This is a genomic window from Trichocoleus sp. ST-U1 (genome assembly GCF_039961835.1).
In the GTDB taxonomy this organism is placed as follows: domain Bacteria; phylum Cyanobacteriota; class Cyanobacteriia; order Cyanobacteriales; family FACHB-T130; genus FACHB-T130.
On sequence record NZ_JAMPJZ010000022.1, the window covers coordinates 23,233 to 38,851 of the forward strand.

Annotated in this window: 13 protein-coding genes; 7 read left to right on the forward strand and 6 right to left on the reverse strand. The window is 45.2% G+C overall.

The genetic code is table 11. The annotated features are described in order from the left end of the window. The first annotated feature begins 127 nt into the window (after positions 1-127). The 3 genes from NDA06_RS10685 to NDA06_RS10695 all read left to right on the forward strand — a co-directional run bounded on the left by NDA06_RS10685 (position 128) and on the right by NDA06_RS10695 (position 5,907). Entirely contained in the window at positions 128-1,780 is a 1,653-nt protein-coding gene (locus NDA06_RS10685; RefSeq protein ID WP_347277012.1) for an AarF/ABC1/UbiB kinase family protein, read from the forward strand. A 239-nt stretch (positions 1,781-2,019) separates the two neighbouring features. After that, a complete protein-coding gene (locus tag NDA06_RS10690; RefSeq protein ID WP_199324010.1) occupies positions 2,020-4,143 on the forward strand; it encodes a glycosyltransferase family 39 protein in 2,124 nt (707 codons plus the stop codon). A 291-nt stretch (positions 4,144-4,434) separates the two neighbouring features. Continuing rightward, positions 4,435-5,907, forward strand: coding sequence for a glycosyltransferase family 39 protein (locus NDA06_RS10695; RefSeq protein WP_190985110.1), 1,473 nt, complete (start codon positions 4,435-4,437; stop codon positions 5,905-5,907). On the opposite strand, the gene NDA06_RS10700 is transcribed toward NDA06_RS10695, so the two are convergent. Continuing rightward, positions 5,887-6,138, reverse strand: a complete 252-nt coding sequence (locus NDA06_RS10700) for a glutathione S-transferase N-terminal domain-containing protein (RefSeq protein ID WP_190985111.1) — start codon at positions 6,136-6,138, stop codon at positions 5,887-5,889. The two genes, NDA06_RS10695 and NDA06_RS10700, sit on opposite strands and share 21 nt — an antisense overlap. Before the next feature lie 99 nt (positions 6,139-6,237). Beyond that, positions 6,238-7,557 (reverse strand): tetratricopeptide repeat protein, encoded by a 1,320-nt coding sequence (locus NDA06_RS10705; protein WP_190429460.1) that lies wholly within the window; start codon positions 7,555-7,557, stop codon positions 6,238-6,240. 156 nt (positions 7,558-7,713) lie between these two features. Between NDA06_RS10705 and NDA06_RS10710 the strand changes: the two genes are divergently transcribed. After that, positions 7,714-8,466 (forward strand): hypothetical protein, encoded by a 753-nt coding sequence (locus tag NDA06_RS10710; protein WP_190429461.1) that lies wholly within the window; start codon positions 7,714-7,716, stop codon positions 8,464-8,466. Between the two features lie 14 nt (positions 8,467-8,480). Here NDA06_RS10710 and NDA06_RS10715 read toward each other — a convergent pair whose 3' ends face one another. Next, a complete protein-coding gene (locus NDA06_RS10715) occupies positions 8,481-8,684 on the reverse strand; it encodes a hypothetical protein (RefSeq protein WP_190985112.1) in 204 nt (67 codons plus the stop codon). A 539-nt stretch (positions 8,685-9,223) separates the two neighbouring features. Between NDA06_RS10715 and NDA06_RS10720 the strand changes: the two genes are divergently transcribed. Together NDA06_RS10720 and NDA06_RS10725 are read left to right on the forward strand one after the other, a co-directional pair. Further along, on the forward strand, positions 9,224-9,949 hold the full coding sequence (locus tag NDA06_RS10720; protein ID WP_190985113.1) for a hypothetical protein: 726 nt from the start codon (positions 9,224-9,226) through the stop codon (positions 9,947-9,949). Between the two features lie 356 nt (positions 9,950-10,305). Next, positions 10,306-10,911, forward strand: a complete 606-nt coding sequence (locus NDA06_RS10725; RefSeq protein WP_190985114.1) for a hypothetical protein — start codon at positions 10,306-10,308, stop codon at positions 10,909-10,911. 28 nt (positions 10,912-10,939) lie between these two features. Here NDA06_RS10725 and NDA06_RS10730 read toward each other — a convergent pair whose 3' ends face one another. From NDA06_RS10730 to NDA06_RS10740, 3 genes are all read right to left on the reverse strand, one after another. Then, a complete protein-coding gene (locus NDA06_RS10730) occupies positions 10,940-11,908 on the reverse strand; it encodes a protochlorophyllide reductase (protein WP_190985115.1) in 969 nt (322 codons plus the stop codon). A 115-nt stretch (positions 11,909-12,023) separates the two neighbouring features. Next, positions 12,024-12,887, reverse strand: a complete 864-nt coding sequence (fghA, locus tag NDA06_RS10735; protein WP_190985116.1) for an S-formylglutathione hydrolase — start codon at positions 12,885-12,887, stop codon at positions 12,024-12,026. A gap of 125 nt (positions 12,888-13,012) precedes the next feature. After that, positions 13,013-14,125, reverse strand: a complete 1,113-nt coding sequence (locus NDA06_RS10740) for an S-(hydroxymethyl)glutathione dehydrogenase/class III alcohol dehydrogenase (protein WP_190985117.1) — start codon at positions 14,123-14,125, stop codon at positions 13,013-13,015. A gap of 235 nt (positions 14,126-14,360) precedes the next feature. Here NDA06_RS10740 and NDA06_RS10745 point away from each other — a divergent pair, with 235 nt between their 5' ends. Continuing rightward, positions 14,361-15,449 (forward strand): pentapeptide repeat-containing protein, encoded by a 1,089-nt coding sequence (locus NDA06_RS10745; protein WP_190985118.1) that lies wholly within the window; start codon positions 14,361-14,363, stop codon positions 15,447-15,449. Positions 15,450-15,619 lie beyond the last annotated feature (170 nt).

Consider the following 15,619-nt stretch of genomic DNA (forward strand, 5'->3'; position numbering starts at 1 on the left):
CCAACGGAAGGCAGAAGTTGGAAGTATGAAGTATTAATAAGAGGGATGATGGCTAATGGCGAATTGCGAATTGTTCAAGACCCATTAGCCAGACTTCCATGATTCCATTAGCTATCCCTTAAAACCCGTGTTTTCCTTAACCCAAACCACTTCTCGCCAAAGAGAAATCCTTGAGGTCGTCTTCCGCAACGGTTGGGACTACATGAGACGGCTCTTGACCGGCGGCAAAGCTGATGAACCGAGGCTGCCGACTCCCGCCGTCCTTCGCAACATCTTAGTGGATTTGGGTCCCGTCTATGTCAAGCTGGGGCAACTGCTCTCGACTCGCCCTGACTTACTCTCGGCGGACTACATTGAAAAACTGTCAACGCTTCAATCTGAGGTACCGCCCGTGCCTTGGTCAGAGGTTGAAGTAGTGATTCGGAAGCAATTGGATCGTCCGATGGAGGAGGTTTTCAGCACCATCAACCCGGTGGCGGTTGCTGCTGGTTCAATTGCTCAGACGCATCGCGCCACCTTAGCAGATGGGCGGGAAGTGGCTCTGAAGGTGCAGCGACCGGGAATTGATGCGATTATCTCTCAAGATATTTCCATCATTAAAGGTTTAGCCGATTTAGTTGCTCGCACCGATATTGGGCCAGATATCGATATTGTCGCTTTAGCGAACGAATTTTCTAATGCTTTGCTGGCTGAGCTTGATTTTACCCAAGAAGCCAATTTCACCAACCAGCTACGCCGCAATTTATCGACCAGCCGCTGGTTTGACCCGAAGCAGGTGGTGATTCCGGAAATTATTTGGCAGTTAACCACCCAAAAGCTATTGGTACTGGAATGGCTAGATGGGGTACCGTTGCTAGAGGCAAATTTCGAGCAAATCAACGACGGTAAAAGCCCCAGCGACCAGCGGCGAGACATCACTCGGCTACTGTGTCGCGTTTTCTTTCAACAGTTGTATCTTGACGGCTTCTTTCACGCTGACCCGCATCCAGGCAATATTTTTTATCTGAGAGATGGTCGCGTAGCGCTGCTTGACTTTGGGATGATCGGGCGACTAGACCCCCGGACTCAGCAGATTTTAACGGAGATGCTGTTAGCGATCGCAAATATTGATGCCCGTCGCTGTAGTCAGTTGACTTTGCAATTAGCTGAATCGGCTCAACCAGCAAATTTAGCGAAGTTAGAAAGCGACTTTGAAAAGTTGTTACGAAAGTATTACAACCTGAGTCTGTCGCAAATCAATTTGAGTCAAGTTTTTTATGAAGTGTTGCAAGTCGCCCGCGACAATAAAATCCGGTTGCCTAGCAATATGGGATTATATTCAAAAACGCTAGCAAATTTGGAGGGCACAGGCCATTTATTTGACCCAGACTTGAATCTCATTGAGGAAATTAAGCCTTTGATGACCGATTTATTCCGGCGTCAACTATTTGGAGACGACCCGTTACAAGCTTTGCTGAGAACAGCTTTAGATATTAAAAGTTTATCTTTAGAATCTCCCCGCCAAGTGGAGTTGCTACTCGAAAGAATCACTTCTGAAACTTTGAAGTGGAATATCAAGATGCCAGATATCATCCCATTTCGCCGAAGTTTGGAGAACTCTGCTAACCGCCTTTCCTTTAGTGTTGTCGTGGGTTCGCTAATCATCGGGGCGGCGATTATCTCCAGTAATGCTCAAACAGGCGGGGGGCTATCATTGTTAAGCAATGGTCTATTTGCTGCTGCTAGCTTCCTGGGTTTGTGGCTAATTGTAAGCATCCTACGTTCTGGGCGTTTGAAGTGATAGAGTTACTGTTGTCTGGGAAGTAAACTTTTTTTATCACGAATCAAGCTTAATAGGGCAATCCTATTTAAGGTATGAGAGCCTAACAGTTTTAAATCCCCGAATTCTTGAAGAATCCGGGGATTTCGCATTTCGGAATTATATAGAACTGCTAGATCAAGGCTATCTGCTCACCGATGTTTACAAACAGCCTCTAAAAGTCGGAGAATGGGCTATTAATTTAAAGTCACATACTTCTATTGATCAAAATAAAAGGCTCTCCTCTTTTGCTCGGCATCTTTCTGGTGTCGCTGACGCTACGCATCCTGGCAATTACCGTTCCCATCAATTCTGATGAAGTGCTGTGGATGACTCGCGGTAGCACCTTTATACAGAACTTGCTGGAGGGAGATTTAACTGGCACCTATCGCCGTCATCATCCAGGCGTCACCAATATGTGGGTGATTGGCAGCAGTATGTTAGCGAATTGTCGGTTGCAAAAGCACTTCCCAAGTTTGCTAGGTCTGAATCAGCCACTAGACCTGGATGCCTGTTTCAACCAAGTTCAGTTCCCCATTTTCTTCTACGTGCTGCCGCGCTTGCTACAGGGTGCGATCGCTTCAGCGTGTATGGTGGGTTTTTATATCCTCTCGAAGCGGCTGTTGGGGCAATCCGTCTCGCTATGCTCTCTTAGCCTACTGCTACTCGAACCCTTCTTTTTGGCTTATCAGCGCTACCTCACGACTGACGCGCTGATGGCGGATTTTAGTATTTTGGCGTTGCTGCTGTTTTTACTGTATCTGCGGAGCGATCGCTACCGCTATCGTCGCCAGTTGCTTGTCGCCTCTGGGGTATTTATGGGACTGGCGACAGCGACAAAAGTGACAGCTTTATTTATCTTGCCTGCTGTTGCCCTCTGGATAGCGCTAATTGAGTCGGGAATCTGGCGACCCAGCTTTCCTCAAAGGGGTTGGAAGCAGCAGTTGGCGGATCTCAGGTGGTGGGGATTGAGCATTTTAGGGACAATCGTTCTAATTTGGCCTGCGATGTGGGTGTCCCCCTCCTATGTTGTGGCGCAGATTTATAAAGGTCTGTTGAAAGAGTCAGCCAGAGGCGTACTTTTCTTTTTAGGGCAAATCACTGATTCGCCGGGACTACTTTTTTATCCGCTAGTGCTGGCGTATCGTCTCTCTCCCGTGCTGCAAGTGGGGTTGCTGGCATTTTTAGCGATATTGCTAATCCCCAAGCTGCGGCGTCATCAAAAGAAGATGCCGGAAGTAACAGCACTCGCTTTAGTTCCCTTGTGCGTGCTGCTGATCCTCTCAGTCAGCGACAGTAAGATTGACCGTTACATTAATCTTTTCTTGCCAGTGCTAGCACTGCTATCTGCGGTTGGCTGGCTAGAAATGGTGGTTTGGGTCGGACGCGGTGCGGAGGCACTGCGGCGTCGCTTCGGGAAGCATCACATCGGTAAACGGGGAATCAACCGAGGCGTAATGACAGCGATCGCGCTTTTCGGATTACAACTTATCGTCCTTATCCCCTACTATCCTTATTACCTAAGCTATTACAACCCTCTGATAGGTGGTTCGGGTGCTGCCAAACAGATATTTATGATCGGTCAAGGCGAGGGTCTCGACTTAGCGGCTAAATGGTTGAATCAGTTACCGAATGCAAAAGAAATCAAAGTCGCCAGTTGGTATAGTTCCTCATTTGCCGCCTATTTTCACGGTCAAACTTTACCGATCGAAAAAGATATTCTGCCCGATCCTCAACCTTGGACGACAGCGAATCGCGTGGTATTGTACTACAACCAATTTCAGCGTCAGTTGCCAGAACCAAAAGCGATCGCTTACTTTGACCCTCAGCAACCGTTGTATGCGGCACGATTGCACGATATTGACTATGCACGAGTGTATCCTGGCCCGGTGCCTTTACCGGAGGATTTAGAACGCATTCAGGTTCCGCTTTCTTTGTCTTTTAGCAAGCAGGTACAATTGCTCGGTTATGACCTGAATACTTCTAAACTCTTGCCCGATGAAGCGCTGGTAGTGACATTCTATTGGAAATTTTTAGCACCGATGCCCCCTGATATGACCATTAACATCAGTCTGCGCGACACGCAAGGAAACCTGCAAAACCGTTCCGATGCACGTCCGCTGGATGGTTATTTTTTCACAGATAAAGTAACTTCAGGGACAGTCCTACGGGATGTTCATAAACTTACAGTTACACCCGGTACACCACCTAATCGCTACCGTCTTGAGGTAGGGTGGTATTCGCCCAGCAACGGACAAGCATTGGAAGTCCGCGATGCGGTCGGAAATTCCCCAGGAACCCAAGCAATCATTGGTGAGGTCGAGGTAATAAGGTCAGATACATAATACAGACCCTTGATTAATTTCACCGATTACCTAAAAATCCACATAAGGTTTATCTGCTAGTTATTTAATTAGGCACATCTCACTTGTGAAAATTTATATAAACCACCCTTAACTAGGATTTCTCCCTTTCTCTTTTCTCCCTCCCCGTAAACGGGGAGGGTTGGGGTGGGGTTCCGAAGTGCAATTAGTTTTTAAAATGTATTAAAAATATCCTCTTCATTTACCATTAGCCGCTCATAAATTACCAACTTTAGGCTTTCGCTGCCTATAAACTTAAAATTTTTATTAAACATGACCTATTTAAAAACTATCTTTTTTCACATATTCATCCTATTTCTCTATGTTGGCTTTGTACTTGCCATCAGACCAGTTCAACAAGCCTTTGAATTCGATTATGACGAGGGATTAAATTTAATAAAAGCGTTTTTATACTCGCAAGGCTTTTCTCTATACACGCAGATATGGAACGATCAACCACCTCTATTCACTGTCTTTTTATCCTATTGGTTTAATATATTTGGATATTCAGTCTTTGCGGCACGGGTGTTGGTTATACTCTTTTCAGCACTTCTAATTTGGTCTTTTTATCAAATTCTACGCTTCTCTTTAGGAAAAATACCTGCTCTTGTTGCTACACTATTACTCTTCACCTCATGGCTATTTCTTAGACTCAGCATTTCCGTGATGATTGGGATTCCCTCTTTATCTCTGGCAATGCTCTCTGTTTATTTGCTAACTCTCTACAAATGGCAGCGTCGTAAACGTTTCATTATTTTATCAGGAGCCGTTTTAGCAGTATCTTTGCAAACGAAACTATTTACTATATTTCTGGTTCCTTTAATGATTTTTTATCTGCTGGATTTTAAACTCCGAGAACCGGAGGGAAGTAAATCAAAAAACTTCTTTCCGTCCTCTGTTTTATCTCCTCTGCTTTTATGGTTAATTTTTATTGCAGTTATCTATCTAGGAGTTAGCTTAATTTTTCAAGCTTTTAATTATGAACAGCTAGTTCAAGCACACTTTGGGGATAGAATTCAAGGTCAATCAACCTTTAATAATATTGAAAATTTACCTTACTTTATTCAGCAAGACTATGACTATGTATTTTTTGCGTTTATTGGTTGCTTAGCAATTTTATTTAAAAAACAAAGAGAGGGAATTTTTCCTATAACATGGCTAGTGACTGCTAGCCTAATTCTCCTCAAGCATAAACCTGTTTGGTATCACTACTATCCTTTACTGGCGATTCCCATCTGCTGGTTAGCTGGCTATGGAGTTGCTTTAGTCATTAATTTTTTTCCAGAAGGGTGGAATTGTAATCCAAAATCTTTAAACTTCAAAAAGCTAATTTTTCCCCTCTTAGCCACAGCACTTTTGATTGTCTCTATGATTGCGATTCCTGCTAAGCCTAAAGGAAGACCACCCAAAAGTCTTGAAGTTATGAATCTAGTGTTGAAACACAAGGATTCCACTCAATGGATATTCACGGATCGTCCCATATACGCTTTTTATGCGGGTTTGCCGGTTCCTCCAGAACTTGCCGTCATGTCAGATAAACGATTAAAATCGGGAAATTTGACTTTCGATGATATTATTGCTGTTTTGAAAAAGTATCGTCCCGAACAAATTGTCCTAGCAAGATGGATTGAAACATTTAAGAGTAACAGTCAATTCAACACTTACCTCGACGAAAATTACTCAAAGACTTATCAAGATGACAAAGGGACGGTAGAACATTATTTATTAAAGAAATCTTCCAGTTAGGGAAATTGCGACTGTTGCTCGAAAAGAGATGATAGTGGATTCCCAGATGCGATCGCTACCGTATTTAATTACTGGAACTTTGCCATAAGGCGAGACATCCGCGAACCACTCCGGCTTATTGTGCAAGTCAATCTCGGTCAGTTTAAACTCTACACCTTTCTCAAGCAGCGCCAACCGCGTCCGATGGGCATAGGGACACACGCTTGCGCTATAGATTTCTACTTCAGCCATGACTTTATCCTTTGCTAGTTATAGCTTGATTGTCACTTTTTCTGCTGAGTTTGTGGGTGGTAGGGGAGGATGCTTTGAGTTTGAGGAGGAAACGAGCGCTCAATCCTCGTCATCATGGATGCTTTCAGAAAGAGCCTGAATCGCATTCTTGCAATCCTCTGCTTCTGCATCAAATCCCCTTTCTTTAAAGAGTGCATAAGCATTTTTATAAGCAAGGATAGCTTCTGACTCTTGATCTAGATTTTCTAAAGTAAGTCCCAAATTAAACCAACCATTAGCTTCAAATTCGTGATGACCGTTCTGGCGTGCAATTTTTATTCCCTGTGGAAGGAATTCAAGCGCCTGCTGGTATTCCCCCAAATTTCGGTAAGCGTTGCCTATATTAATTAAAGAACTCGCATCCTCCTGCTCGTTGCCTAAGTTCTGTTTAATTTCTAGAGAGTGGTAATAGTAGTCAATAGCTAGATGGTAATGCTCTAGGGAGTTGTGAATAGAACCTAGATTATGCAGCGCATTGGCTGCAAATTCTCTATTACCAATCTTTCGTGCCATATATAGCCCTCGATAGCTGTACTCAATTGCTTCCTGGTATTGCTCTAGGGAATCATAGACCAAACCTAGATTCACTAGAGAACCAGCTACACCGTTTATATCGTCGATCTCCAGTGCGATTTCCAAAGAATGCTCGTAGTAATCAATTGCCCTCTGGTATTCTCCTAAGCGATGGTAAGCACCACCCAAACAAGTAAGAGCAATCTCAAATTCCCACTTTTCTGACTTTCTTGGTTGCCATGACTGCAACAACCGCTCATACAGACTCACTATAAGAGCGTTGTAGCCATGCAACCACAAAAACTTATATACACAGTTGTCATAATTATCACCATCAAAAATTGTGTATAAAGCCTTGATATACTCTTCTTGCTCACAGTGCTGAAAAAATTTTTCTATATATAGCGTGACATCTTCTATGGTTTGCCAAGTTGGATTATCTGAAGAAGTAGTGGCTAGCTGCTCATTTTGCTCTGTTTCTTGAGAACATTCCGAAATATGAGTTACTTGAAAGTGATTCTGTAGCTGATTCTTGTTCCTCAAAGAGTATTCATTAAGGAGAAAAGGAAGCTTGTTATAAACTATGCGCGTTTCACTCGGGATATTGTACAGAGTTTTTATGAGTTGATAAACTGGTTGTAAAGTCTGTTTAACTGACTCAGCAGGATTCTTCCCTCCATAGCCACATATCTTGGCTATCTCACTAGGACTGTTGTATAGAAGGATTCCCTTTAACAAATATTTCTGCTTTGGAGTAATCGGTTTTCCACCGTTGACTCTAGCTAAATCTATATACAGTTTTTCTAAATTCCAGTAGTTAGGCGCTTCTAAAAATTTATCTTCAGGCGGGTTTGAGATAGATCGCATGGATCACAGTCTCCGCAAAGTTCTTAAATCTGACTTTAACAAGACTGCTGTAAAGAGACTACTCACGATATTACTCACGGTCGTGAGGAGACTGCAACCAGGTGAGCCAGATACGCTATGAAGCATCCCACTTAAAGCGAAGGAGTTAATCTCTAAATGGTGTTAGCCAATTTTCCTTTTGAGGAACATCCAGAATTATGTGACTTAGCAGACTTCCGGGCAGAGCTGCATAGCGATGTTTTCTCGGTTATCAGACAGCTAGCCGACCTGCGACAGCGTTCAGAGCAAGTAATGTTGTCAGTTGCAGCACTCTACAACAATGTGGATCGAAAAGTTGCTGCAACTTACCAGCGACTTTTGGAAGATCAACCTGATGAGTCAAGGGTAGTGATTGGTCATTCGGGTCATCGAAACCAGTGCCTAAAAGTCTTGAAGGAAGCTAGAAAGCAGGTGATTATCGTCAATCCCTGGATTACTCGGTACGGCATCAATGATGAGATGATTCAAGGGATGATAGATTGCTTAGAGCGAGAAGTTCATATAGACATGGGTTGGGGCTTTCAACGAGACATAGGCAGCATAATTAAACCTGGAAATGGATATTGGAGTTTCAGTACGCCGATGCCTTGGCAATACAACGCCATAAATGAGTTGCAAAAACTACGAAAAAGCTATCCTAATACATTTAGGCTTAAGCTTATTGGCACTCATGCAAAAGTGTTTTTATGTGAAAATTTTGCTGTAGTGGGAAGTTGTAATGTTCTTTGCTCCAAGCCTCGTAAGTCGGATGATTACCGCGAAGAACTTGGACTGTTGACTACAGAGCGTCGTGATATTGCAACTTTGATAGACTGGTTTAAAAAGGCTCCCAATTTGGCAGAACACAAGGCAAAGACACATATTGCCTAATGTCGATTACTAATTTATTTATCCTTTTGAAAGAATATTGTCTTCGGTGTGTCGGTGTCTTGAATAGCGAAAGAGTGCGATCGCTCTCCCGGATTGCTTGGCATCAATAGCGATTTGGGGAATACTTCATCTAGATTCTCGTTGACGATAGTGGATTCCCAGACGCGATCGCTACCGTTGCTGGTTACGGCTTGATTTTTACCTTTAGTATGAGTCACTGACTTAAGCCTGAACCTCGTAGGCTGGATTTCCTTCGACGAACCCAGCCAAACCCTTTGAAATGTTGGGTAACGCTTAGTCGCACGGAACAAACTTACGAATTCTCGCATTTCTCCTTATGTCAGTGCCATTTCTCTATAAACGCTCACCGCTACAAATGGCTTAATACTCAGCATAACTGGTTGTTTTTATCTATAAATATTTAGTAAAGATTGCCCATAAAAAAATAAAGATTTAGTAAAGATACTTTTTTAATTGAAAGTAGTTTCCCTTGACTAAGCTTGCTCTATATCTATCAGCTTTCGCTAATAGCTTATAGCAGTTATTGAAACAGTCAGTCCTTTGATAGAAGTAAGAATACGCTCTTGAGATAGAGCCATTCGTGCGTTTGCAAAAGTTATTCTGAAAACAATTCAAGCAGAAGTAGCGAATTAAACTACAACAAAGCTAAGAATTCTTTTTTGAAAGAAAGTGCGTCACGCCGACAGACTTTCAAGGTTCTATTTTATCTACATTTTTTTGGAGTTTATCAACAGCTATGACTAATCCAAAGGATTACCAAACTTATAACCGTGAAGTTCGTCAGGATTCTTACAATGACGCTAACGGTCATACTCACACCAACGTAACGCGAACAGAAACAGTTAATAATGGCGTTGTTAAACCTAACGCTGACTCCTACCGGGATGGTTACGTTAGCGGGCGAGTCTCCGAGCGCAGCTACCAAGAAGAGAATTTAGCGGTTCGGGATAACAACAATGCCGCGAGTGGCTTGGTAATTGGCTTGCTCCTGACTTCGCTGGTCGGCTTGGCCGCTGGTACTTGGTTCTTTTTAAACCAACGGAATGACGCACCCGCTCCGGTTATCCCAAATATTGTGGTTCCTAGACAACCAGATGCCAAGCCAGCTCCTGAAGCGAAGCCAGCTCCTGAAGCAAAGCAAGCTCCTAGAAAAGAAACCACGATCATTGAAAGAACTAGGGATGTTTTGGTTCCAGTTCCTCAACAGCAAGCTCCAGCACCTCAACAGCAGGCTCCGGCACCTCAACAGCAAGCTCCGGCACCTAACATCAACATTACTGTGCCCAATGCTGAGCCAAAGCAGCCTGAGGCTCAACAAGCACCTTCGACACAAACTGCTCCCACACAGTCCGAAAGTGAGAGCGATCGCACTCCGGCTCAAGATGAATCGAGTGCAACAGATCCCACATCCAGCAGTCAACAAAACCCTGCTGCCGATAGTCCGGAGGCTTCTGGTCAATAACTAGCGATAAAAAAGCCGCGATCGTCCTACTTCAATTAACAGTTTGGATGAAAATAGCCTCAAAGCGAATAACTTTGAGGCTATTTCCTGTGTTGGGTAAAATACCCACCGAAAGAATGACAGTCAGCTTTACTCCACCCCTTAAATCACTTTGCATCCTGACCCGTTAAGCTTCAGACCCTACTGTTGAGTTCAAGCACTCTTATAGAAAGCTTGAAATCAGTATTTCTGCCTGGTTCCATGACAATTCATTGCGGGCACCTGAAATTTGGCAAATGAGCGAATAAATTTGTACTTTACACCTGCATCAGATGGAACCCAGCTAAAATCCAAATCTTAATTTTTTATAAAAGTTTATGAATAAATCCTCTAATTTACTAACGCAAAAGACAATGGACTGGAAGTTTTGGGTTGGTTGGATTGCTCTATCTACTATAGGTAGTTTGCTTGGAATTGTTGCTGGCATTTTCGTATCACTTTTGACGGGAGGTTTGGGCAGCAACGGTTTTCCCCTTGGCTGGACTGTTGTATGGGCTGTTTTGGGGTTCTTCCAATGGTTGTTGTTAAAGCGGCGAATTAAGAGAGCTAGTTTGTGGATTGCAGCGTCTACTTTAGGCGGTGCGATAGCTTTACCTGTATCTGTGTTAGCGAGTTACTCTGCATCTGCAAACGCACTATCTTATTTTTTTGAGGCATTTTTTGAGGCATTTATAACATCTGGTATTAATAGTTGGGAAGAGTTTTTTAACCTATCTATGATAGGTGCAATCGATGGAGCAATAGTTGGATTTGCACAATGGTTGTTGCTGCGGCAAATTTCGAGATCGGGTTGGTGGATTGCAGCGTCTGCCTTGGGCGGGGCAACGATTCTACCTCCTATGAGTGCTGCTATTACAGGTTTAGCGTTGGTTTTGATGTTGTCTGCCGAAACATCAAAACCAGAGAGCTATATTGAACAATGACAAACAAATCAGTAACGCCCAGCCTACGTTACGCGACTCCAACTAACTTGGCGCTTAAATCCCACAGCTTTTGCGCTTTGTTATCATCGCTAGCTTCGTCAGAAACCTCTTGCACAAAAGATTGACGACCGGGTTTCTGGCGATTTCCCCAACTCCAATACATCCCAGATTCCTTGTATTCAGGATCGGCAACGATCGCGCCAACCCTCTCCCCTGCTAGCTCCTGAGACACATATCCCCCGGTGATGTTCTTTTGGAACAGCGGGAATATTTTCCGAAATAGAGGATAGTGGTTGCGGAACAAAGGCGTATCTGCAACGCATCCCGGATAGAGAGAATTGAAGGTGATGCCAGTTTCAGAGTGATAGCGCCGATGCAGTTCCCGCATTGTCAAAACGTTGCAAAGCTTGCTGTCTTTGTACGCTTTTCCGGGTTTAAACTTCTTGCCGTTAATCATTGAAATTGGCTCTTTGAAACCAGCTTCAAAGCCTTGGAGATTTCCTAAATCTGGAGGCGCTGGAATCGGAATCTTGCCTCCCAACTCCTTCGGATTTGCCGTTACGGTTCCCAAAATCACGAGTCTGCGATCGCCATAAGAGGACTTTTTCAGATCCTCCAACATCAGGTTGCACAGCAGGAAATGACCGAGGTGATTTGTCGCCACGCTCAGTTCGTAGCCTTCGGCACTGCGTAATGGTTCTTTTAATAAAGGTAGATAAACTGCGGCGTTACACACCAAAGCATCCAGGGACTTGCCGCTGGCTCTGAAGTTATTCACAAACTGGCGAACGCTCTCCAAAGACGCTAGGTCGAGGTGCATCAGGGTGTAGCTGTCTTGGGGAATTTCCACGGTTTCGGCAGCTTTTTGCCCCTTGTCCAAATCCCGACAAGCCATGACTACGTGCCATCCCCGTTTCGCAAGCGCTTTTGCAGCGTACAAACCAACCCCTGAGGAGGCACCCGTGATTACAACTGTTGGCTTACGATTCTGTTCCATTCTGGTGAGACTCTATTGACCATATTTACTTTCTCTAGGATCTCACGTCCCTGAACAAGTTAAAAACATAGGCGCAGCGAAAGACAAGACTGGGCGAGTCGCGGATGTATCGGCATCAGCCTGGTTGAGCCAAAGCCGCCGCGTGGTGAGCGAAATGATCGCCAATAAATGAGGCAATGAAATAGTAACTGTGATCGTAACCGGGTTGTATGCGAAGAGTCTGGGGATGATTGACTTCTGCACAAGCTTGTGCAAAAGTTTCGGGTTGCAATTGTTCGCCTAGAAATTGATCTGCATCTCCCTGATCGATCAAAATGGGTAATCTTTCTGGAGCAGATTTAATTAAATGCATCGGATCGTAAGCTAGCCAGTCAGATTTATCGGTGCCCAAATAATTCTGAAACGCTTTTTGTCCCCAGGGGACGAGGCTGGGGGTAACAATCGGAGAAAAGGCGGAGACACTTTTAAACATTCCGGGATTTTTTAGGGCGATCGCTAAAGCACCATATCCACCCATCGAATGTCCGAAAATGCCGCGAATTGGCATTACAGGGAAGTTGGCAGCGATCGCATCCGGTAATTCTGAAACTACATAGTCATACATCCGGTAATGCTTTGCCCAAGGCATTTGCGTGGCATTAACATAGAATCCCGCACCCGTTCCCAAGTCCCAGCTATCTTCCTCTCCAGGGACATTACAGCCGCGCGGACTGGTATCGGGAGCAATCACAATGACACCGTATTGCGCTGCAAATTGCTGTGCGCCTGCCTTACTGATGAAATTTTGTTCGGTGCAGGTTAATCCACTGAGCCAATAGAGTACCGGACAAGATTGCGATTCAGCTTGCGGAGGAAGATACACGCCAAAATTCATCTCGCAGTCGAGGACGGTGGAGTAATGGCGGTAGACAGATTGCGAGCCACCAAAACTCCGGTTGCGGCTGACTAAGGTGAGGTTTGTCGGGACGGGTTGGTTCATGACTGATAATGCTGCATACCAAATTCTGCGCGATAGACAAGAACCCCACCCCCAGCCCCTCCCCGCAGGCGAGGAGGGGAGCAAAAATTGGGGTTCTCTTAATTATGGGCAAGCCGGACATGATATTACGAATAGAGAATCACGGAACGAATGCTCTTACCCGCGTGCATCAAATCGAACGCTGTGTTAATTTCCTCTAGTGGCATCGTCTGAGTGATGAATTCATCCAGCTTAATTTCGCCTGCGAGATACCTATCTACATAGCCGGGAAGTTGCGATCGCCCTTTCACTCCTCCAAAGGCAGAACCCCGCCACACGCGCCCCGTAACCAGTTGGAAGGGACGAGTGCTAATTTCTTCTCCTGCACCCGCAACCCCAATAATCGTTGATTCTCCCCAACCTTTATGACAAGCTTCAAGGGCAGCTCGCATCAAATTGACATTTCCGATGCACTCAAAGGTGTAGTCAGCACCGCCATCCGTAAGTTCGACAATCACTTGCTGAATTGGATGCTCGTAGTCTTTGGGATTGATGCATTCCGTCGCGCCTAACTGCATCGCCAGTTCAAACTTGCTGGGATTGACATCTATGCCAATAATCCGCCCTGCTTGAGCCATTACGGCTCCCTGAACGACGCTTAACCCAATTCCTCCCAAACCAAACACCGCAACCGTTGAGCCGGGTTCCACTTTCGCCGTGTTCAATACAGCACCAATGCCTGTGGTAACCCCACATCCCAAGAGACAGACTTTTTCTAACGGCGCGGCTTTGTTGATTTTGGCGATCGCAATTTCGGGCAATACGGTGTATTCGCTGAACGTACTGGTACCCATATAGTGATAGATAGTTTCACCGTTCTTGCTGAATCGGCTAGTTCCATCGGGCATCAATCCTTTGCCTTGCGTGGCGCGAATTGCCTGACACAGATTCGTTTTTCCAGACAGACAAAACTTGCATTGCCCGCACTCTGGCGTATACAGCGGAATTACATGGTCGCCTGGTTGCACGCTGGTGACGCCAGCACCCACTTCTTCCACAATCCCGCCGCCTTCATGCCCCAAAATCGTTGGGAAAATGCCCTCTGGATCTTTACCAGACAGCGTAAATGCATCTGTGTGGCAAACGCCTGTGGCAACAATCCGAACCAAAACCTCTCCAGCTTTTGGCCCTTCTAGGTCAATTTCTTCAATTTCTAAGGGCTTTCCAGTTTCCCAAGCGATCGCCGCGCGTGTTTTCATCGTGACTTCCTGCCAATTTTGTTCAGCACTACATCATCCCGAACTTTGTCCTAGATAGCGAGCGCTGTAATTCTTACTTTAGCGATCGCGGTTCGTTTCGCGGGTGAAAGTGACCCAGAAGCTATAAAAATACGTTTGTAAACGCCCCCTCGATCCATACGTTGGTTGAATAAGCCGACTTTCTCACTTGTGGCTTAGGATAGGCTTGCAAAATTCCTACTTCGGGTAATTAAGGATGTGGCACAAAAAAAGTTTGTGGTGGATCTTGGGAGGATTGGGAGGAAGTGCGATCGCTATCTTTGCCTTAGTGAACTTCTCCCACTGGCATCGTCTGCGTAGCTATGAGAAGATTCCTGACTTGAGGGCTGTGCAATGGAATGGTAAAAACTTAGCCGGTACCGATTTTTCCCGCCAAATTTTCCGAGAGGCAGATTTATCGGAGGCGAATCTGCGACGGGCAAACCTCCAAGGGGCAGACTTCTCTGGTGCGGCTACTCGCCTGGTTGACACCGACCTGCGCCAAGCAAATTTAACCAATGCTTTGCTCTCCGGTACTCAGGCTACCAGAGCCAATTTCTCTGGCACAATCCTCCGGGAGGCCGACTTAAGCAACGCTAGCCTGAATGGTGCCCGTTTTAGAGATGCTGATTTGCAGGGAGCAAATTTGATTGGGGCAAAACTGGTAGGGGCTGACTTCAGCGAACTGAAGCACGATCCGGCTTATCTCGATCGAGCGGATTTGACCGATACGGGGATTACGGGATTTCGCGATGCACGGCTTTGCAACGCCACTATGACAAATGGTGCAATTTCTAAACAGGGTTGCTTTTGGCCTTCCTACGATTTGAAGCAAGCAGCACAAGCTCAGGATTGGCGCTGGATGGATTCGGCAACCAGTTATCTATTTAAAGAGGCGGTGATTCCTGGGGATGCCAAGGCACTTGAGCAGACTGTAGACGAGATTACACCCGAACAAATCCGGGCGATGCCTTGCAAACATCTCAAAACGCTAGATCAACTTTGGCGACAAGCAAGTGGCGATCGCTTTGGGTTCGGCATTCAGCGGCAAATTTGGGAAAGTTCTCAAGTGAATCGAGATTATACCAAGTTCGGAGAAGCTGTGGGATGGAAGCAAAACGGAACTTGGCTCAAATTTAATGATTTAACCGCCAAAGAGTCCGCTTCTAATGGCAGTGTTCTCCCAATCGGTCATTTTCCCTGGCACTCTTGGCAAGTTCTGGAACCTACTAAAACCCAGCCTACTCGCTTTCGCCGTGTGGGATTTGGGGAATGGATGGCACAGCTTAAAGCCTGTAGAATTTGAGCTGCTCCCAGTCGTTAATCTCAAACGCCTTCAAGTGATGTTCCGACGAGTCCCTAATGGTTCCGAAATTGCCAAAACTTGCTCTTGTCAATTCGGAGTCGTTATGAGCGTGGTTAATTTAACGAAGTCATTAAGAGTTTGACTTAAACAAGGTTAAGTAAGGATATCTA

Coding starts and splice junctions, on each gene's coding strand:
- NDA06_RS10705 (WP_190429460.1), bottom strand. CDS start 7,557: ATGCGATCTATCTCAAACCCGCCTGAAGATAAATTTTTAGAAGCGCCT.
- NDA06_RS10695 (WP_190985110.1), top strand. CDS start 4,435: ATGACCTATTTAAAAACTATCTTTTTTCACATATTCATCCTATTTCTC.
- fghA (WP_190985116.1), bottom strand. CDS start 12,887: ATGAACCAACCCGTCCCGACAAACCTCACCTTAGTCAGCCGCAACCGG.
- NDA06_RS10730 (WP_190985115.1), bottom strand. CDS start 11,908: ATGGAACAGAATCGTAAGCCAACAGTTGTAATCACGGGTGCCTCCTCA.
- NDA06_RS10745 (WP_190985118.1), top strand. CDS start 14,361: ATGTGGCACAAAAAAAGTTTGTGGTGGATCTTGGGAGGATTGGGAGGA.
- NDA06_RS10700 (WP_190985111.1), bottom strand. CDS start 6,138: ATGGCTGAAGTAGAAATCTATAGCGCAAGCGTGTGTCCCTATGCCCAT.
- NDA06_RS10720 (WP_190985113.1), top strand. CDS start 9,224: ATGACTAATCCAAAGGATTACCAAACTTATAACCGTGAAGTTCGTCAG.
- NDA06_RS10725 (WP_190985114.1), top strand. CDS start 10,306: ATGAATAAATCCTCTAATTTACTAACGCAAAAGACAATGGACTGGAAG.
- NDA06_RS10740 (WP_190985117.1), bottom strand. CDS start 14,125: ATGAAAACACGCGCGGCGATCGCTTGGGAAACTGGAAAGCCCTTAGAA.
- NDA06_RS10710 (WP_190429461.1), top strand. CDS start 7,714: ATGGTGTTAGCCAATTTTCCTTTTGAGGAACATCCAGAATTATGTGAC.